The 19929-nt window shown below is 59.4% G+C and carries 16 protein-coding genes and 1 pseudogene; 7 read left to right on the forward strand and 10 right to left on the reverse strand.

The window, feature by feature from the left end:
* Positions 1 to 260: 260 nt before the first annotated feature.
* The 7 genes from JFU37_RS29750 to JFU37_RS29780 form a co-directional block, all read right to left on the reverse strand.
* Positions 261 to 1271 (reverse strand): YeiH family protein, encoded by a 1011-nt coding sequence (locus tag JFU37_RS29750; RefSeq protein WP_201120685.1) that lies wholly within the window; start codon positions 1269 to 1271, stop codon positions 261 to 263.
* Positions 1268 to 1594: a Rieske (2Fe-2S) protein gene (locus tag JFU37_RS29755; protein ID WP_201120686.1), complete on the reverse strand. Its 327-nt coding sequence runs from the start codon at positions 1592 to 1594 to the stop codon at positions 1268 to 1270. The genes JFU37_RS29750 and JFU37_RS29755 overlap by 4 nt, the downstream gene beginning before the upstream one ends.
* A complete protein-coding gene (locus tag JFU37_RS29760) occupies positions 1591 to 2253 on the reverse strand; it encodes a DsbA family protein (RefSeq protein ID WP_201120687.1) in 663 nt (220 codons plus the stop codon). Before JFU37_RS29760 ends, JFU37_RS29755 begins: the two co-directional genes overlap by 4 nt.
* Positions 2250 to 3578: an MFS transporter gene (locus JFU37_RS29765; RefSeq protein WP_201120688.1), complete on the reverse strand. Its 1329-nt coding sequence runs from the start codon at positions 3576 to 3578 to the stop codon at positions 2250 to 2252. The genes JFU37_RS29760 and JFU37_RS29765 overlap by 4 nt, the downstream gene beginning before the upstream one ends.
* Positions 3579 to 3670: 92 nt before the next feature.
* Positions 3671 to 4723: a 3-keto-5-aminohexanoate cleavage protein gene (locus JFU37_RS29770; protein WP_201120689.1), complete on the reverse strand. Its 1053-nt coding sequence runs from the start codon at positions 4721 to 4723 to the stop codon at positions 3671 to 3673.
* A 76-nt stretch (positions 4724 to 4799) separates the two neighbouring features.
* Complete coding sequence (locus JFU37_RS29775; protein WP_201120690.1) at positions 4800 to 5648, reverse strand: TauD/TfdA dioxygenase family protein; 849 nt, start codon at positions 5646 to 5648, stop codon at positions 4800 to 4802.
* Positions 5649 to 5661: 13 nt separating this feature from the next.
* Positions 5662 to 6642 carry a quinone oxidoreductase family protein gene (locus tag JFU37_RS29780; RefSeq protein ID WP_201120691.1) on the reverse strand — a complete coding sequence of 327 codons (981 nt, stop codon included), beginning with the start codon at positions 6640 to 6642 and terminating at the stop codon, positions 5662 to 5664.
* Positions 6643 to 6817: 175 nt separating this feature from the next.
* Here JFU37_RS29780 and JFU37_RS29785 point away from each other — a divergent pair, with 175 nt between their 5' ends.
* The 3 genes from JFU37_RS29785 to JFU37_RS29795 are packed head-to-tail and all read left to right on the forward strand — an operon-like array spanning position 6818 to position 10524.
* Positions 6818 to 8374 (forward strand): efflux transporter outer membrane subunit, encoded by a 1557-nt coding sequence (locus JFU37_RS29785; RefSeq protein ID WP_201120692.1) that lies wholly within the window; start codon positions 6818 to 6820, stop codon positions 8372 to 8374.
* Positions 8367 to 9491: an HlyD family secretion protein gene (locus tag JFU37_RS29790; protein WP_201120693.1), complete on the forward strand. Its 1125-nt coding sequence runs from the start codon at positions 8367 to 8369 to the stop codon at positions 9489 to 9491. The genes JFU37_RS29785 and JFU37_RS29790 overlap by 8 nt, the downstream gene beginning before the upstream one ends.
* Positions 9481 to 10524 (forward strand): DUF2955 domain-containing protein, encoded by a 1044-nt coding sequence (locus tag JFU37_RS29795; RefSeq protein WP_201120694.1) that lies wholly within the window; start codon positions 9481 to 9483, stop codon positions 10522 to 10524. The genes JFU37_RS29790 and JFU37_RS29795 overlap by 11 nt, the downstream gene beginning before the upstream one ends.
* Here JFU37_RS29795 and JFU37_RS29800 read toward each other — a convergent pair.
* Complete coding sequence (locus JFU37_RS29800; RefSeq protein ID WP_201120695.1) at positions 10509 to 10967, reverse strand: YMGG-like glycine zipper-containing protein; 459 nt, start codon at positions 10965 to 10967, stop codon at positions 10509 to 10511. The two genes, JFU37_RS29795 and JFU37_RS29800, sit on opposite strands and share 16 nt — an antisense overlap.
* 84 nt (positions 10968 to 11051) lie before the next feature.
* Positions 11052 to 11192, reverse strand: a pseudogene (locus JFU37_RS31000) (Rieske (2Fe-2S) protein); the annotation flags it as partial.
* A 335-nt stretch (positions 11193 to 11527) separates the two neighbouring features.
* Here JFU37_RS31000 and JFU37_RS29805 point away from each other — a divergent pair.
* On the forward strand, positions 11528 to 13915 hold the full coding sequence (locus JFU37_RS29805) for a DUF3772 domain-containing protein (RefSeq protein ID WP_201120696.1): 2388 nt from the start codon (positions 11528 to 11530) through the stop codon (positions 13913 to 13915).
* An 835-nt stretch (positions 13916 to 14750) separates the two neighbouring features.
* Here JFU37_RS29805 and JFU37_RS29810 read toward each other — a convergent pair.
* The gene (locus JFU37_RS29810; RefSeq protein WP_201120697.1) at positions 14751 to 15647 is read right to left on the reverse strand and encodes a helix-turn-helix domain-containing protein; all 897 of its coding nucleotides are present in this window, start codon (positions 15645 to 15647) and stop codon (positions 14751 to 14753) included.
* A gap of 163 nt (positions 15648 to 15810) precedes the next feature.
* Here JFU37_RS29810 and JFU37_RS29815 point away from each other — a divergent pair, with 163 nt between their 5' ends.
* The 3 genes from JFU37_RS29815 to JFU37_RS29825 all read left to right on the forward strand — a co-directional run bounded on the left by JFU37_RS29815 (position 15811) and on the right by JFU37_RS29825 (position 19715).
* Positions 15811 to 17169, forward strand: coding sequence for a glutamine synthetase family protein (locus JFU37_RS29815; RefSeq protein ID WP_201120698.1), 1359 nt, complete (start codon positions 15811 to 15813; stop codon positions 17167 to 17169).
* A 168-nt stretch (positions 17170 to 17337) separates the two neighbouring features.
* Positions 17338 to 18426, forward strand: coding sequence for a polyamine ABC transporter substrate-binding protein (locus tag JFU37_RS29820; protein ID WP_201120699.1), 1089 nt, complete (start codon positions 17338 to 17340; stop codon positions 18424 to 18426).
* Positions 18423 to 19715: an NAD(P)/FAD-dependent oxidoreductase gene (locus tag JFU37_RS29825; RefSeq protein WP_201120701.1), complete on the forward strand. Its 1293-nt coding sequence runs from the start codon at positions 18423 to 18425 to the stop codon at positions 19713 to 19715. Before JFU37_RS29820 ends, JFU37_RS29825 begins: the two co-directional genes overlap by 4 nt.
* Positions 19716 to 19929 lie beyond the last annotated feature (214 nt).

Here is a 19929-nt window from a genome sequence, read left to right on the forward strand (position 1 = left end):
ATACCTGTAGGAGCTGCCGAAGGCTGCGATCTTTTGATCTTTCCTTAGCGCGCCCTTCAAGATCAAAAGATCGCAGCCTTCGGCAGCTCCTACAGGTATATCTGCAAGCAAGTGCCTGATCGCAAACGAAAAAAAAACGGCGACTGTGGGTACAGTCGCCGCAAAAGAACCGGAGCTTATGACGCCGGTCGAGTGCCACTTTGCATCGGAGTAAACGCAATGCGGCGCTGCTTGCAAGGCGGTGCTGCTTGCAGCCGGGCTTACATCCCCCAGTGCAACAACAGCAACACAAGAACGGCAAGGAAAACGGTTTCCCCGACCATCAACAAAATGGGCTTGATGCCGACGGCGGCCAGTTCCTTGAGCTGGGTTTTCATGCCCAAGGCACTGATCGAAACCACCAGGCACCAGCGTGACAGCTCATTGACTGAACCCTGCACCACCGGGGCGATCCAGCCAGTGCTGTTGATGCACGCGAGCGCCAGGAAGCCGACGGCAAACCATGGCAGCAGTGGCGGCCGTTTACCGGTCGGGTCGGCGCCTTGCAGGCGCGTGATCATGGTCGCGCAGACAATCACCGGCAGCAGCATTGCCACCCGCATCAACTTGACCACCGTGGCCGTGTCACCCGTCTCGGTCGATAGGCTGTAGCCAGCACCGACCACCTGCGCCACATCGTGAATAGTGCCGCCGAGGAACATCCCGGCGACTTGCGGTGATAGCCCAAGCCATTTACAGATCATCGGATAAACAATCATCGCCGCCGTCGACAGCGCCGAGACCCCGATCACCGTAAACAGTGTGGCGCGTTCCTTCTGTGGGTGGTTGGGCAGTGCTGCCGCCAGCGCCAGTGCCGCCGAGGCGCCACAGATTGCGGTGGCGCCGCCGGTGAGCATGCCGAACAAGCGTGAGAAGCCCAGGGCCTTGGCCGCCACCACCGACACACTGATGGTCACCACCACAAGAATCACCACCAGGGCCAATGGTTTCCAGCCCAGCCCTACGATCTGCTCCAGGGTAATGCGCATCCCCAGCAGGGCGACACCGATTCGCAACACCGAGCGCGCGGTGAATTCGATCCCGGCCTTGCAGCTGCCTTCACCGGAGAGGAAGTTCAGCGCCATGCCCAGCAGCAGAGCGAACAGCATGACCGGCGCACCGTAGTGTTCGGACAGGAAACTGGCTGCTGCCGCGACGATCAGACTGACGATAAACCCCGGCGCCAATTCGCGGGTGCGGCTGTGGATACGGGTGAGAGCAATGGCGCTCATGGCGCGGACTCCTCGGGGACGATGATGATAAATGCCTGGCCGTCGATGACATCGACCGGGTAGCTGGCAACTTTGAGTTTGTTTGAATTGAGCAGGTAGCCGCTGACCAGATCGAAGCGCAGTCCATGGGCACAGCATTGAATCACCCGCCCGTCGAGACGCCCGCCGCACAGCGAGGCGCCCTGATGCGGGCAGCTGTCGTCGATGGCATAGAGCTGTCCTTCCACGTTGAACAACGCAATGCTCCGACCATCGAATTCGAACAGCGCACGTCCTCCGGCCTGCGGGTTTTTTCCGGCCGGTACAGGTACACGCGAATTCATGACGGCTGCCGCTCGCCGGTACTTTCCAGCAAGACTTCTTGCATGGCGCCAAACAGCGACTCGGCAGGATGCGCACCCACCACCGTCAGTCGACGGTCGAACTGAAAACAAGGCACGCCGCCGATAGCCCCGGGGCTGCCAATGAAGGGCCGGCCGTCGCCATACAGGCAGTCAGTCACGGTGCCCGCGTCGAAGCCACACGACTGGGCGATGGCGATCAACGTCTCGGGGCAACCCAGATCCTCTCCGCGGTGGAAGTACGCGGCGAAAAGCCGCTCAAGCAACGCGTCACGCTGGAGGGTATTGCCCAGCACGCTGACCCGCTCCAGCAGACGATGGGCATCCGCGGTATTGGGCATTGTTGCGATGCGACTCAAGTCGATGGGCTCTCCCACCGCCATGGCGGCCTGTTGCACCTGGGCCTGGCGCATGATCACTGAATCGGCATTGCCCAGACGCTTGAGATAAAAGTCAGTGAACGGTTCACCCTGTGCCGGTAGCTGTGGCAGAAGCTGCACCCCGTGCCAAACCGTCTTGAGCTCCACATCCGGCTCCTTGGTGCGCAGCAAGTTTATTGCGCGCTCCAATTGGCGCTTGCCGATCAGACACCAGGGGCAGATGAAATCGAAAAACACATCAATACGTAAACGACCACTCACAACTTCACCTCTAACGCTGCTTCGCTGACGGAGTCAGGCACGCTCTGGCCCGTGAGTCGGGCAATGTCTTTGTGGTAATGGCACTTGGCATAAAAGAACACGGCCGCGGCGGCGATGCTGATCAGCGGGACCAATTGGAACGCAGCATGCAGGCCAATGAGGTCGGATACCTTGCCGGTGATAAACGGACCCGGCGCCAACCCCAGCATGTTGTTGGCCAGGGTCAGCGTGGCGAAGGCTGTGCCGTGGACTGAGTAATGGGTCAGGTTGGCAACCATTGCCCCGGCTGGGCCAGTGGTGCCTGCGGCAATCAGCATGCCCAGGCAGATCAATGCCAGTTGCAGCGGTCCTGCCGGCAGGGCGAACGCCGCTGACAGCAGCAGGCAGCTGCCCAGGCAGTAAGCGATGGCCAGGGCCACCTTGCGCTCCGGCGAGTGGCGGCACAGTCGGTCGCTGAGCATGCCGCACAGAATCATCCCGGCACCGCTGCACAACACGATGATCGCCGCGACGCCGCCGGCCTTGTCAGTGGCCATGTCGTAATATCGATTGAGGTAGCTGGGCATCCACACAATCACGGTGCCACCGACGAATAATTGCAAGCCGCTACCGATATAGGTCGCAACCACCGAGCGAGTGGAAAACAGTGTGCTTAACGGGCGCTTGACCGCCGCGGCGGCCTTGTTCGCAGCCTGGACGGCCCGTTGTGGGGCGATGCGCGCTTCTTTGACGATGAGCGGATAAAGCACTGCCAGCAGCAGACCGAACAACGCCATACCGGCGAACGACCAGCGCCAGCCCAGCTTCGCAGCGAGTGCGCCGCCCATTGCCATTCCCAATACCGATCCGAACATGCCGCCCGCCATGAAGGCGCTGGCCAGCGTGGCACGCATGTGTTTGGGGAAAACGGAGATCACGACAGCGATGCCGACGCTGCCATAAGCCGCTTCGCCGACGCCCACCATGAAACGTGCAATGAACATCTGCTGGTAGTCCTGCGCCAATGCGCAGCCCAGCGTCGCCAGACTCCACAGCAGCGCCATCAGCGCCAGGCTTTTTACCCGACCGAAGCGATCAGCCATCAGCGACAGCGGAAACGTCAGCAGGCCGACCATCAAGGCGACAATGCCGCTGAGCAGGCCGAGCTGGCCGTCGCTCAATGCCCACTCGCCTTTGAGCAGCGGGAACACGGCATTGAGCACCTGCCGCGACATGTAATCGGAAATCAACAGACCGAACGTCAGTGCGAAGACTATCCAGGCGTATTTGCGCGCAACACCGACGGCACAGTCGTCATCGTCTGCGGCAATTGGGTGAAAGGCCATGTAGCCTCCTCGAAACATTGTTTTATTTGTTGTTATCGAGCTTGTTGCAATGCAGCGGGCGAGAAGCTGTCACTCCCCGCCCCTGCTATCGGTCAACCGCGTTGCGGGATGCCTTTTTGTCCCGCCTTGCGGTTGGGTGCCATGCCGTTGGCCAACAGGGTTTCTTCGATGCTTTGGTACTTCACACCGATGCGGTAGATCTCACGGGCTTCTTTGCCGGTGGCAATTTCGCGACCCAGTTCATGAGCGATGCGCACGGTTTGCTTGATCTGCGCAACCGAGCCGAAACGATCGCCCTTGTGATCAATGATAGTGTCTTCATTGCCCACACGCGGGTGCATGCCCATGGCCATCGACATGGTGTTGAACGGCATTACGTTCTTGAGCAGCGACTCGGAGGTCAGCGTGCAGCCGTCCGGTGCGCGGTGGATGAAGTTGAAGAAGTTGAACGGATTAGGGCCGTCGAAACCGCCGCCAATGCCGATCCAGGTCAGGTTCAGCGGGCCCATGTACACGCCCCTACGCACCAGGCGTTCGAGGGTTTCCATGGCATGCATGCCGGTCAGCTGGAAGTGCGGCTGGATGTCGTTGTCCATCAGTCGCTTGAGGTGTTCGGCAACCCAGGCTGGGCCGGCCGGTACGGTCATCTCGCTGTAAGCTGCCTGAAAAGCCGGATTGGCCAGGGAGGTGCCTTCCAGGTATTCCGGATACAGCAGCTCCATGATGTTCATCTGGGTGGTGTTGATCGCAACGGTAACCTGATCCGGTTTTGGCGTCAGCTCAGCCAGCATGTGGCGGGTATCGTCGGACAGCCACTTGGCCGCTTCGCCATCGCTTTCCGGGGCGAAGGAAATCGAGCCGCCAACCTGGATGATCATGTCTGGCACGGCTTCGCGCACACCGGCGATCAGCTCGTTGAATTTGGACAGGCGCTTGGAGCCCTTGCCGTCCAGTTCCCGCACGTGCAGGTGCAAGACGGTTGCACCGGCTTCGTAGCAATCGACCGCCTTCTGCACCTGCTCATCCATGGTCAGGGGGATGTCTTCGGGAAAATCTTCCGGCATCCATTCAGGGCCGTATGGGGCGACGGTGATCACCACCTTTTCCATGTTTTCCGGGTGCAGCGAATCGTCGAAGAATTGCATGAGTGACTCCTATTATTATGATTGCGGACCCGGCGGGCGATGCCGGGCAAGCGGATATACGAGTACGAAAGGCTGATCAGTAGGTCTTGTCGCCGATGATGCCGGCACGATCCATCTTGCGATGGCATGGCGGGTAATCCATGACGGCGTAGTGCTGAGTACTGCGGTTGTCCCAGATGGCAATGCTGTTCGGCTTCCAACGCCAGCGCACCTGATACTCGGGGATGTAGGCCTGGCTGATCAGGTAGCGCAACAGCTCGCCGGCACCCGGGTTGGCGTCCTGGCCGAAGCGCACCCGCCCAGCGGTGTGGTAGTTGCTGAAATGGGTGGTGAACGCGTTGACGAACAGCACCTTTTCGCCGGTTTCCGGGTGGGTACGCACCACCGGGTGCTCGGGGTCCGGGTACATCGCCTTGAGCGCCAGACGCTTGTCGATCGGCATGGCCGCACCGAAGCTGGCCTCGATGCTGTGCCGGGCACGCAAGTCGGCAATCTTCGCCTTCACGTCATCGGGCAGACGTTCATAAGCCACCACCATATTCGCCCACATGGTGTCGCCCCCTACGGGCGGGCACTCCACGCAACGCAACACGCAACCCATCGGCGGTGCCTCGCGCCAGGTGGCATCGGTGTGCCAGGCGTTTTCGTAGCGGTCAATCGGTTGGTCCGGATTTTTGTAGATACGCACCAACCCCGGGTGATCCGGGTCACTGCCCGCTACCGGATGGTCCTCCAGCTCGCCAAAGCGACGGGCGAATGCCACGTGCTCGGCGCGACTGATGTCCTGGTCACGCAAAAACACCACTCGGTGCTTGAGCAACTGGGCACGAATCTCGGCAAAAAGACCGTCGTCATGGATCGCGTCGGCGAGGTTGACGCCGACTATTTCCGCGCCGATGTTGCAGGTCAATTGTTCGACTTTCATGGCAGGGACTCCCTTAAATGACGAAAATCGACGAGCCTGTGGTCTTGCGCGATTCCAGGTCACGATGGGCCTGCACGGCATCCTGCAAGGCATAGTGCTGGTTGATCTCGATCTTGATTCGACCGCTGCCGACGTGGTCGAACAATTCGCCAGCCAGTGCGGCTTTTTCCGCAGGGGCGGCGATGTAATCGGCCAAGGCCGGGCGAGTCAGGAACAACGAGCCTTTCATCGCCAGCAGTACCGGATCGAACGCCGGGATCGGGCCGGATGCCGTGCCCACGCAGACCATCAGGCCACGGCGTTTGAGCGAATCCAGCGAGCCCATGAAGGTATTCTTGCCGACGCTGTCGAACACCACGTTAACGCCGACACCGTCAGTCAGTTCGCGAACGCGTTGGGCGACGTCTTCATGGCTGTAATTGATGACATGGTCGCAGCCGTGCGCCCGGGCGATTTCGCCCTTCACATCGGTGGACACCGTGCCGATGACCGTCAGGCCCAGCAGCTTGGCCCACTGCGAAACGATCAGACCGACACCACCGGCGGCTGCATGCAGCAAAATGCTGTCGCCCACCTTGAAATCATAAATGCGCCGCATCAGATACGACGACGTCAAGCCCCGCATGGTCATCGCAGCGGCGGTCTCGAAACTGATGGTTTCCGGGAGTTTGATCAGCGGCGCGGCCGAGATCAGGCGTTCAGTGCTGTAGGCACCCAGGGTGTTGAGAAAACCGGTGTAGGTGACGCGATCACCGACTTGTACGTTGGTCACACCCTCGCCGACGGCCTGGACCACACCGGAAGCCTCGACGCCCATGCCGTTGGGCATCGGGATCGGATAAGTGCCGTTGCGAAAATAGGTGTCGGCGTAGTTGAGGCCGACGGCCACATGGCGCAGACGAACCTGGCCGGGACCCGGCTCGCCGACCTCGACGTCTTCATAGCGCAAGACTTCGGGACCACCTGTTTCGTTGAAACGTACGGCTTTGGCCATGCTTTTTATTCTCCAGTCTGCAATATTTTGGCGTTTTGCGTTGATTGGACTTTAGGTCAGCACGCTGACTGATCGCTTTTCATCAGACGACAATGACTTTTCATTTCATGACAAAGGTGCCTGGCTGCTCTAGCCGTCTATGCTCCCACTGATCATCCTTTGTGGATCCCCAGTGATGCATTCACGCACCGCCAAGCTGATACGGTCGGGCTCATTTCTTCTGTTTGGGGGACTCGCCCTCAGCGGTTGCGTGCGGCTGGGGCCGGACTTCCAGCCACCGGGTGAAGAATGGAGCAAACACTGGGACTCCCCTGCCCTCGAACAATCCAGCCGACGGGGCCCGAACCCGGACATCCGTCAGTGGTGGAACGTGTTTGCAGATCCGGTGCTCGACCGCCTGATTGCCGAATCGGATGCGCACAATTCCAGCCTGAAAATCGCCGGTCTGCGCGTCATGGAAGCCCGTGCACAACTGGGCATTGCCCAGGCCGGGCTTTACCCGCAACTGCAGCAGGCCAGCGCCGACAGCCTCTACGTCAACCGCAGGCAATCCGGTGGGAGTAATCCTCAGGACAGCCATTTCTGGCAATACAGCGCGGGGTTTGATATCGGTTGGGAACTGGATTTCTGGGGGCGCTTCAGTCGCGCCATCGAGTCGTCGGATGCCAGCTATTTCGCGGCACAGGCCAACTACGAAGACGTCCTCGTACTGCTGCGGGCGCAGGTGGCCGATACCTATTTTTCGTTGCGCACCACCGAAGCCCGTCTACGCGTCGCCCGGGAAAACGCCAGGCAACAAAAGCGTAACTTCGAGATTACCGAAAAGCTGTTCAACAGCGGCCAGCAAGCCGAACTCGACCTGCAACAAGCGAAGACCCAATACCTGGGCACGCTGAGCACCATCCCTGACCTTGAGGACCAGATACATCGCACCCGCAATGCCTTGGCTGTATTGATTGGTCAGCCTCCAGGCGGACTGCCGCAGTTGCTCGAAAATGAAGGACTGATCCCGCTGGTCGACCGCGCTGTACTCCAGGATGTGCCGGCCAATCTACTGCAGCGTCGTCCAGATGTTCGCGCCGCCGAGTTGAATGTCGCCGCGCAGTCGGCGCTAATCGGTGTCGCCGAAAGCGATTTCTATCCGTCACTGACGTTGCTAGGCAGCATCGTCTGGTCGGCGGACACACTCAATGGTACTTCCAGGACGCTGGATTTGATCGGCGGTCCCAGCGTGCGCTGGAACGTGTTCGATCACGGTCAGATCAGCAACAACGTGCGTGTCCAGGATGCGCGTTTGCAGCAGCTGATCGAGGCCTATCGGGACCAGGTCCGTCAGGCTGCACGCGAGGCTGACGATGCCGCCAGCGGCCTGATCAAATCCCTGGAGCGCGAACGCATCCTGCGTGAGGCCTCAGTGGCGGCCAAGCGTTCGCTGGTGTTGGCCAGCGTCCAGTATCGGGAAGGCTATTCGGATTTCCAGCGGGTACTGGATGCGCAGCGAGCGTTACTCGATCAACAAGACAACTACCTGATTGCCCGCGGCAATGCCGTGAGCAATGTGATTGCCTTATACAAAGCATTGGGCGGTGGATGGTACAGCGGCCAGCCCAAAGTGGATCAGGCCACCCGCCAGCAAATGGAAAAACGCACGGACTGGGGCGGTTTACTGGAAGAACCCGCCGCTGCACAGCCAGCCTTTCCTCTCCCGCAGAAGGTAAAAGAAGATGAGTGACACCGAGCAGCCTTCTCCCGAGCCACCAGCGCCGGCCACCGATCCTTCAAAAAAAGGCCTGCAGTGGGTGTTGGCGCTGATTTTCCTCAGCCTGGTCTGGTACTTGCTGGCTGACCGCTTTACGCCTTACACGCAACAGGCTCGGGTGGGTGCCTTCGTCATTCCGGTGGCCTCGGAGGTAGCGGGCCGGGTGACCCGCGTGAACGTGCGCAACAACCAGGACGTCAAGGCGGGCGATGTGCTGTTTGAGGTGGACCCGCAGCCCTATCAAATCGCCGTCGACCGAGCGCGCGCGGACCTTGAATCGACACGCCGTCAGATCGGCGCCAGTACCGCCGGCATTGCCTCGGCACAAGCCTCGCTGCGAGCGGCCCAAGCCAATGAACTCAAGGCGAAACAGGACAATCAGCGTCTTGAAGGCTTGTACCGCGAGGACCCTGGAACCATTTCCGTGCGGCTGCTTGAGGTGTCTCGCGCCAACCGCGAACAGGCCACCAGTCAGGTGGCCGCCGCCCGTGCCGAGGTGCAGCGGGCGCGCGAACAAGAAGGCGGCAGTGACGAAGACAACGCCAAGCTGCGCAGCGCGGCCACGGCGTTATCCAAAGCCGAACTGGACTTGTCCAACACGCAGATACGCGCACGTTCAGCAGGGCTGATTACCGATCTTCGCACCGACGCCGGACAATTCGCTGCAGCGGGCAGCCCGGTGATGACCCTGATCGCGATCCACGATGTGTGGATCAGTGCGGACATGACCGAGAACAACCTGGGGCTGGTCGCCGTCGGCACACCGGTGCGGATTGTGCTCGACGCGTTGCCGGGCGACACGTTCGAGGGCCGCGTGCGCAGTGTCGGCTTTGGTGTCAGTGTCGGTCAGCCAACCCCGCCCGGCAGCCTGCCGAGCGTACAGAACAGCCGTGACTGGCTGCGTCCGGCACAGCGCTTTCCGGTGATTATCGAATTTTCCGAAGACTCGATGAACACGCTGCGCGACAGTCGCGCCATCCGGGCTGGCGGGCAGGCCGAAGTCATGGCCTTCCCGACTCAGGGCAACCCGTTGAATGTGCTAGGCCGCGTGTTTTTCGGGTTCATGAGCTGGCTGAGCTATGCCTATTAATCGCCGGCCTGATGAGCACAATCCCCGGGCTCAGCGCGCGCTGCGTCTGGCCGCAGGCACGGCACTGTGCCTCGCTGTCAGTTACGGCCTGGGGTTGCCGATCCCGTTTCTTGCACCGGTACTGTGTGTGTTGTTGCTGGGCACGCTCAATCGGCCGCTGCCGTTCAAGGTTGGACTGGTGCTCGCACTGGCCGCGATGTTGATCACGGGCGTCGGCTTGATGTTGATTCCAGTCCTGCGCTACTACCCCTTCACGGGTGTGCTGCTGATCGGCGTCAGCTTATTCCTGGCCTTTGGTTTTGGGCTGCGCGGCGGTAACAACTTGCTCGTGACCTTTCTGGTGATTGGTTTGACCATGATTTCTTCGGCAGGCGTGGCCGATTTTGACCTGGCGATGATGGTGATTGGTGCACTGGTCAAGGGGCTGCTCCTTGCCGTCATGGTGGTGGCTTTAAGTCATCGGCTGTTTCCAGAACCGGCCAATGCCCCGTCGCCACCGCCCGCCCCGGCCCTGTCGCCTGACGAGGTGACCAGGATTGCGCTGCGTGCCACCCTGATTGTGTTGCCAACGTTCCTGCTGGCGTTGATCGACCCCGCCAGCTATCTGCCGATTATCCTGAAGGCCGTCAGCCTGGGTCAGCAAAGCGAAACAACGACTGCCCGCAACGCCGGTCGCGAGCTGATCGGATCGACGTTGCTCGGTGGGCTGTTGGCCATCCTGTTCTGGTGCGCCCTCAGTCTGTTTGTCCATCTGTGGATGTTCTTTCTGTGGATGCTGCTGTTCGGCCTGGTGCTGGCGCGCAAGCTCTATGCCTTGACCCCGACGCGACAAACCCCTGGGTTCTGGCTCAACACCCTGATTACGCTGATTATCCTGCTGGGCCAGTCGGTTCAGGACAGCGCGGCGGGAAAAGACGTGTACACCGCTTTTGCAGTGCGCATGGGGTTGTTCATCTTCGTGACGCTCTACGCCTGCCTGATGGTCCATTTGCTCGATCAGCGTCAGCAAAAAGACGTTCAAGGGTTGACCTGATACCCCTTCCCTTGCAGGCAACTGGAATAGGCTGTCGAGCTGGTCGCGGCACTGGTTTTCTGCTGCGCCCGGCGCTCTTGACGCTGGCGGGCGCCACCGACCACCGCGCCCGCCGCTGCGGTGCCTTTTGCCTGGTTCTGGCGGTAGTCCTGCTTGGTGTCATCATTGGCGCGATCATAAAACTCGTCATGTTGACGTCCGCGCACCTCGGCCCCCGCCGCCCCGGCAGCGGCCCCCACCGCGGCCCCCTTCAGCCTCCCACCGGCAGGAGGCGCCGCCGTCGTCGAGGCACTCTGACTGGCCGCGATGTTGTGGCAATCGGTGATGTCCGCCTGGGTTTGTTGTGAACTCTGCCCTTTCATCGGCACCACCGTTTCGGCCCATCCCTGGACACTGAATACCGACAATGCGACGAACAGACTGATGGGCGATAACCTTTTCATGATGATCTCCGGATGAGCGTGGTTCTCACCCTGAAAGATTGTAGATCACCCTGCCTCCCCCACCCGTTGATGATCGGCGTCGCGCTACACCTCCATCACCAATCGGTCTTCGACCCATCGCACCGACACTGGCTCCAGGTGCGCGCCCTTACAGGGCCCGTCGATGCAGTGGCCGTCTTCGAAACGAAACATCGCGCTGTGATGAGCGCACATCAGGACCGTGCCGCAGGGTTGCTGCACAGACCCATGCACGAATACTCATACCTGCCTTCCTTATTTTTATTAGGCGCCAGACCCTCGAGAGGGCGGAAGTCCGAAAGCAAGGTATGACGTTGAAATGTCTGACTTGATGAGCCCTGGCTTGGGGCTCCACCCGACCGCTGGCGGATCGTAGTGTTCGGCGTAATGGAGGCTACAAGCCCGTCACCACGCCAACAATTCCATTCTCGGCGACTTCAGTGTTTGCGTATTCAGAACAATCACCCCCATTGGGGAACTATTTTTCGCATCGGCACCCGCCATGGCCTAACCTCAATGGCTAAAGTCGCTGGAGCATGCCCATGCGTCCTGCATTGAAATTATTCCTGATTGTCGTCATTGGACTGTGGGGCGCGAGCGTCGGTGAGCTGTCGGCTGCGGACATCGCAGCCACTTCAACCTCCACGCCAGGCACTTCGTCTTTCGCAGTGTCCCAGAGTGATCTGCAAGGACTTCAAACTCGGCTTGACCGGATCAAACAAACGGTTTCGTTGGCGAATAGCCTCCCCCAGATGGTGGGCCTGCAAGATACCGTGCAGTTGTTTATTAGCGATGTGGACAACCTGCAGTCATCGCTGTTGCCCGAACAGAAGCAATTACAAGCTCAACTTGATGTGTTGGGCCCTGTATCCCCTGGTGATCTCTCGCCAGAAAAATCGGATATTGCAACGCAAAGAGCCTTTTTTTCCGAGCAAAAGAGTGCCGTCGATTCCAACTTGAAAACCCTGGCAACGCTTAAACAAAGTGGTGCCGACCTCCTCGCTCAAATTGCTGCGATTCGACGCAGCCTTCTGGAGTCCGAAGTAACGCTTCGCAGCGGCAGCATTCTGGGGCCGGAGTTTTGGGCACCGTTGTTTAACCCGCTATTGGAGGACCGTCAGCGGCTGCACGACTTCATCGAGCAGGCCGGTCATTCAATTGAAATAGCCTGGCAGCCCGGCCAGCGCCTGTTTGCCGTCACACTGATTGTTCTGGCGCTGGTCATTTGGACATGGGGCCGAAGCGTCGCGGAACGTGGGTTGACCTGGGTGTGCATTCATCGAATGCCCGAAGGGCGTTTGCGTCGTAGTACGCTTGCACTGGCGTCAGTGGTGGCGACGGTATTGACCACCGGCTTCGCCATGCACCTGCTGTTTTATGCACTGACTCGACAACTTCCGTTGTCGTCCATGATGCAGAACTTTGCCGATGAATTTGAAAAGCTGATTTATACCTGTGTACTGATTACCGGTTTAAGCCGGGCAATGCTCTCGACCCAACATCCCTCCTGGCGGCTACCGGCTATCTCCGATTCCGTCGCCCTGGCGATGAAACCCTTTCCCAGGCTACTGGCCGGCACACTTCTGGTGCTGGTGGGGCTGGCGCAAATTGCCAATGTCTCCGGCATGAGCACCCCAGCCGTGCTTTTTGGTCGAGGCTTGATTGCGTTCGTTGTCACGCTGATTTTCGGTACGTTATTCCGGCGTGTCAGCAACGCCCGGAGGGCCGTGGCAGCCAGCGGTGAAGCCCCCGAATCGAGTACCACCCTGGCCGGCCTGGTTTATTCCTTCGCCGGCATTGCGATTTTTGTTGCGCTACTTGCCCTGCTGATCGGCTACGTCTCCCTGGCCCGATTCATCACCTACGAACTGGTATGGGGATTCATCATCCTGTCCGGTTTTTACTTGCTCACGCAGTTGTTCAAAGACAGCTGTGAATACCTGTTCTCACCCAAGAGTCCCAGCGGAAAATCGTTCAAACAATTGCTCGGGATAGGCGATGTGCGTCTTGAACAAGTCTCGATCATTTTGTCCGGAGCGGGTCGCGCCACTTTATTGCTGCTCGCCTTCATTTCATTGTTAGTGGGTGGCGTAGGAACGACACTCGGGCAACTGGTCTCCCAGGTTCTCGCCATCCTCGGCGGCGAAGGCTTGCGCAAACTCAATATCATCCCCGGCCACTTATTGAGTGCAATGCTGGCCCTGTTAATTGGTATCTACCTGATTCGCTCATTACGCCGGTGGCTGGATAACGAATTACTGCCCAAGACCGATATGGACCCCGGCATGTGCGCCTCCCTCAGCACACTGTTCTCCAATATTGGCTATGTCCTGGTTGTTCTGCTGGCGCTGTCATCACTGGGCGTGAGGTGGACTAACCTGGCCTGGATCGTCAGCGCCCTGTCCGTGGGTATTGGTTTCGGTTTGCAGGAAATCGTCAAAAATTTCGTTTCCGGCCTGATTCTCCTGACTGAACGCCCGGTCAAAGTCGGCGACTTGATCAGTATCAGCGGGGTCGAAGGTGACATCCGGCGAATCAATGTCAGGGCCACCGAGATTCAACTCAGCGACCGTTCGATTGTTATCGTTCCGAACTCACAATTGATCTCGCAAAACTTGCGCAACGTGACGCTGGGCGGCAGTGCGCAAGGTGTCGCGACGCTCGAACTGGTGTTCCCGTTGGACATTGACCCCGAACAAGTACAAAACCTGCTGTACGACACGTATCGCGAGAACGAAACCATCCTCGATAGACCGGCTACTTTTGTTCGGTTCAGCAAACTCACGCCCGAAGGCATCACGTTGACGGTTACCGGATACGTCAGCAGCCCGAGAATTGTGGGCACTACGAAAAGTGATTTGTTGTTTGAGATTCTTAAGCGGTTGGGGGCGGCGGGTATTGAGTTGGCTAAGCCGGTTACGCCTGCGTAATGCCTTGTGGCGAGGGTTTCAGTGTGCTTGGGGGCTTGGTACATATCCGTTTTTTGGTAGCGGCGGCTGGCGGTTTCGCTTTTACAGCGACTCCCTTTTCCAAACGCCGAAAAGGAAGCAAAAGGCTTTGCCCCTCCATTCGGTGCCTCGCTAAGGCTCGGCATGCCCTCACTCCGGCATTGCTCCAGGGGCCCGCCGCCATCGGCCATCCATGGCCGGGGGCGGCTACCGCGGCATCCTTGCCGCGGTGCCCCCTGCGCAACGCCTGCGTTCGGCCTCTGGGAAAGGGGCGGCAGATCTGAAGCCGAAGCAACGGCAAGATCAAAAGATCGCAGCCTTCGGCAGCTCCTACAGAGCGTACGCACTCCCCCTGTAGGAGCGAGCTTGCTCGCGATGAATTCGAAGGCAACGCATTTTTCCAGACAGTACGCATTATCGTTCACATCCATCGCGAGCAAGCTCGCTCCCACACACAGCAGATCGGCGTGGAGCTTTTGATTTTCACCACTCAACAGGCCGAGCGTTAGCTCGCCTGCAGCTTTTGATCTTGAGGCACCGCCCCCTCGAGAGGCCGAGAGGAGGTTCTGCGCAGTGGGCAACCCGGCATGGATGCCGGGTTAGCCGCCCCCGGCCATGGATGGCCGATGGCGGCGGGCCCACGGAGCAGGACCGGAGCGAGGGCATGCCGAGCCTAGGCGAGGCACCGAACGAAAGGGGCAGAAGCGTTTGGTTACTTTGCGCTTTTCAAAGTGACCCGCCGTAAGGGCGGAACCAATAGCCGCCGCTACCAAAAAAACGGATATACCCCCCATCAAAAAGCCCACCCAACCACCTGCTACCGCTTCAGCGTTTCACTGGGAAGTTCATTAAACAACGCCCGATAACTGCTGGAAAACCGCCCCAAATGCCAAAACGACCAGCGCATCGCGACCTCGGCCACCGTCGTATCCATCGGCGTACGGCTAAGCAACTCGCGACGCGCACTGTTGAGGCGGCGCAAACGCAGCCAATGCGTCGGAGTCATCCCGGTGTAGGCCTTGAACGCGTGCTGCAACTGACGCAGCGACACCCCGGCGATCTGGGAAAGCTCCAGCAGATTCAAGGTGTCTTCCGGAGCATCGGCCGCCCACTCACCGATGCGCTTCATCACCGCGCGTTCTTCGGTCCGGCGCTGTAAACCGCCGCTATCAAGACAGACGCAAGCGTTGTCGAGGATGTACAGGCAGTCCTCCAGCAACTGCTGAGTCAGCGCCTCCTTGCTCGGCGGGTCCAGCGTTTGCGCCAGTCGGGTCAAGGTCCCGCTCAGCCAGCGGCTGAACAGTGCGTTTTGCCCCGAATTCAGCGGTGCCATGAACAACCCTTCGAGCCTGGCGACATTCAATCCGTGACGCTGAACGAACTCCGGACCGAACACCACGGCGATTTCCTGGTAGTTCTCCGGGGTGATCCAGATGTTGCGGCTTTCGCCATTCAGCAAGTACAGCGCGTTGTCACTGCGATCGAAACAGAACGACAGCGAGCCCTCGGGCGCGCTGAAATTTTGCTCGACCCGGGTGTTCATGTGCTCCTCGTAGACTTCCACGCCTTGCAGGTCCAGATAGCGCACCGTCCCGGCGAAATGCCCCGGTGACATCTGCTGGTAATGCTGCACCCAGCCCGGTGTGGCGCGGATTTGCTCGGCGACATCGGCGGTGTTGAAGGCTTGGACGTGTAAGGCGTTGCACGTTGTCATTGGGAGACCTTACGCACTCGTTTGGTGCGTTTTGGTGCTGCTGAAAGTGGATAGATGGATCTGCAAGGCTCGCCCAAGATAGTCGTCAACGCGCCACAGGGGAAGTGTCCGGCGGATGAAACCGTCTTCCCTGGCGTTAAATAAAACCAATAACGAGGTCTTTATGAATGTCCCTTTCGATCAGCTGCTCACGTGGCTGAAAGATCACAAGATTACCGAAGTCGAGTGCGTCGTCAGCGACCTGACCGGCATTGCACGCGGCAAAATCGCACCCACCAACAAATTCCTGCATGAGCGAGGCATGCGCCTGCCGGAAAGTGTGCTGTTGCAAACGGTAACCGGGGACTTTGTCGACGACGACATCTACTACGACCTGCTCGACCCGGCTGACATCGACATGGTCTGCAAGCCCGTCTCTGATGCGGTTTACGTGATTCCATGGGCCATCGAGCCGACAGCGATTGTGATCCACGACACGTTCGACAAGTTCGGCAATCCCATCGAGCTGTCGCCACGCAACGTGCTCAAGAAAGTCTTGCAGCTGTACACCGACAAAGGCTGGCGGCCGATTGTCGCGCCAGAAATGGAGTTTTACCTGACCCAGCGCTGTGAAGACCCGGACTTGCCGCTCAAGGCACCGCTGGGACGTTCGGGCCGCGCGGAAAGTGGTCGTCAGTCGTTTTCCATCGATGCGGCCAACGAATTCGACCCGCTGTTCGAAGACGTCTACGACTGGTGTGAACTCCAGGGCCTGGACCTCGACACGCTGATCCACGAAGACGGACCGGCGCAGATGGAAATCAACTTCCGTCACGGCGACGCGCTGGACCTGGCGGACCAGATCACCGTGTTCAAGCGCACCCTGCGTGAAGCCGCGCTCAAACATAACGTGACCGCCACCTTCATGGCCAAGCCGATTGGTGATGAGCCTGGCAGCGCGATGCATATCCACCAGAGCGTGGTCGACATCGCTACCGGTCAGCCGATCTTCGCCGATGCCGACGGGCGCATGAGCGAGTTGTTCCTGCATCACATTGGCGGCCTGCAAAAATACATCCCCAAAGTGCTGCCGATGTTTGCGCCCAACGTCAACTCGTTCCGCCGTTTCTTGCCGGACACCTCGGCTCCGGTGAACGTCGAATGGGGCGAAGAAAACCGCACCGTCGGCCTGCGCGTACCGACCTCCAGTCCGGACGCGATGCGCGTCGAAAACCGCTTGCCGGGTGCCGATGCCAATCCGTACCTGGCCATCGCCGCGAGCCTGTTGTGCGGCTACCTCGGCATGGTCGAGCGCATCGAGCCGAGCGCTGCGGTGCAGGGCCGGGCTTATGAACGGCGCAACCTGCGATTGCCAATCACCATCGAGGACGCGCTGACGCAGATGGAAGAATGCGAAACCATCGGGCGTTATCTGGGCAGCAAATTCGTCCGCGGTTACGTCGCGGTCAAACGTGCCGAACACGAGAATTTCAAGCGCGTCATCAGTTCCTGGGAGCGTGAGTTCCTGCTGCTAAGCGTCTAGTAACCATGCACCCATACCCTTGTGGGAGCGGGCTTGCCCGCGAAGAGGCCAGTACATTCAACATCACCGTTGACTGACAAACCGCTTTCGCGGGCAAGCCCGCTCCCACAGGGATAGAGAACACCAAAGAAACTCTGGAAGAATCCAATAACTACAAGAGGTGTCGAAATGCGTCTATTGAAATCCATGGTTCCGGTCGCGCTGGCCGTGCTGTTCAGCGCCGTTGCGCAGGCTCAGCCCACGGTCAGTGTCTACAACTGGACCGATTACATCGGCGAGACCACTCTCGTCGATTTCCAGGCAAAAACCGGGATCAAGGTGATCTACGACGTCTTCGACTCCAACGAAACCCTGGAAGGCAAACTGCTCGCTGGCCGCACGGGGTATGACGTGGTGGTGCCGTCCAATCACTTCCTCGCTCGCCAGGTGAAGGCCGGCGCGTTTCTCAAACTGGATCGTTCGCAGCTGCCCAACTTCAAAAACCTCGACCCCAAGCTGCTGGCGTTGTTGGAAAAAAACGACACGGGTAACGAACATTCCGTTCCGTACCTGTGGGGCACCAACGGCATCGGCTACAACGTCGACAAGGTCAAGCAAGTGTTGGGCATCGACCACATCGATTCCTGGGCCGTGCTGTTCGAACCGGAAAACATCAAGAAGCTCAGCCAGTGCGGCGTATCGATGATGGATTCGGCCGATGAAGTGTACCCGGCGATTCTCAATTACATGGGCATGGACCCGCGCAGCGAAAACCCCGAGGACTACAAAAAAGCCGAGACCAAGCTGCTGAGCATCCGGCCTTACATCACCTACTTCCACTCCTCGAAGTACGTGTCCGACCTGGCGAACGGCGACATCTGCGTGGCCTTCGGTTACTCCGGTGACGTGTTCCAGGCCGCCAACCGGGCCAAGGAAGCGAAGAACGGCGTGAACATTGCCTACGCGATTCCCAAGGAAGGCAGTAACTTGTGGTTTGACCTGCTGGCCATTCCCGCTGACGCCGCCAACCCGAAAGAAGCCCACGCCTTCGTCAACTACCTGCTGGACCCGCAGGTGATTGCCAAGGTCAGCGCCTCGGTCGGTTACGCCAACCCGAACCCGGCGGCCAAGCAATACATGGACCCTGAGTTGGTGAGCAATCCCGAGGTTTATCCGTCGCAGGCAGTCCTCGACAAGCTCTACATTTCGACCACCCCGCCCCAGGCGATCATGCGTTTGATGACCCGTTCCTGGAGCAAAGTGAAGTCCAACAAATGAATAACGAACATGCACATTCCTATTACGCGGCAACGGCCAAAAGCCTGGCGCCTTACCCCACGCTGGCCGAGGATCTGTTCGCTGACGTCTGCGTGATCGGCGCAGGGTTTACCGGCGTCAACACGGCGATCGAACTGGCGCAACGCGGGCTTTCGGTGATTCTGCTGGAAGCGCGGCGGATTGGCTGGGGCGCCAGCGGGCGCAACGGCGGGCAGTTGATCCGTGGCATTGGCCATGACGTCTCCGGTTTCGCCCGCCATGTGGGTCAGGACGGCGTGCGATATCTGGAGCGCGCCGGCATCGAATCGGTGCAAGTGGTGGCCAATCGCGTCCGCGAACACGCGATCGATTGCGACCTGCGATGGGGCTTCTGTGAACTGGCCAATACGGCTGCGCAGTTCACGGCGCTCAAGGCTGAGCACGAAAACCTCGGTGAGTCGGGTTATGCCCATGAAACCCGACTCGTCGGGCCCGAGCAAATCCGTCAGCAGGTGGTGGATTCCGGCGTCTATGCCGGCGGCCTGATCGACATGGGCTCCGGTCATTTGCACCCGCTCAACCTGGTCCTTGCTGAAGCGCGGTTGGCGCAATCCCTCGGCGTGCAGATCTTCGAGCAGAGCCCGGTACTGGAACTGCTGCATGGCAGTACCGTGCAGATTCGCTGTGCCGGCGGCACGGTGCGCGCCGGCAGTCTGGTGCTGGCCTGCAACGCGCACCTGGACAAGCTCGAACCAAAATTGAGCGGCAAAGTGCTCCCGGCGGGCAGCTACATCATTGCCACCGAGCCTTTGACGGCGGACGTGGCCAGCCAACTGATCCCGCAAAACCTGGCACTCTGCGACCAGAAAGTCGGCCTGGATTACTACCGTCTCTCGGCAGACCGGCGCTTGCTGTTCGGCGGCGCCTGCCACTATTCAGGGCGCGATCCGGCAGACATCACAGCCTACATGCGCCCGCACATGCTCAAAGTCTTTCCACAATTGGCGGACGTGCGCATCGACTATCAATGGGGCGGCAAGATTGGCATCTCCGCCAATCGTTTCCCACAGGTTGGGCGCTTGAGCCAACATCCTAATGTCTTCTACGCCCAGGGCTACTCCGGGCATGGGCTGAACGTGACCCATTGGTGCGCAAAACTGTTGGGCGAGGCGATTCATACCGGGCACAGCCAAGGTTTCGATGTCTTCAGCGCGGTACCGCACATGACCTTTCCCGGTGGACCGATGTTGCGTTCTCCCCTGCTGGCCCTCGGCATGTTCTGGTATCGCCTGCGCGAACTGCTCGGCTGACGGCCAAACGCCATTCCCCTGCGGCAACTCCTTCTATGTTGCCCCGCAGAATGTAGGAGCGAGCTTGCTCGCGAAGGACTTGAGAGCAACGCGGTTATCCAGGAAGAACGCGTTATCGTTAACGTCCTTCGCGAGCAAGCTCGCTCCTACAAGGGAGATCATTCGCCCTTCCAGTCCTGTTGATCAGCTTTTTAATTTGCTCAATTGCGAGTCA

Origin of the sequence: Pseudomonas sp. TH41 (assembly GCF_016650695.1) — a bacterium.
GTDB lineage: Bacteria > Pseudomonadota > Gammaproteobacteria > Pseudomonadales > Pseudomonadaceae > Aquipseudomonas.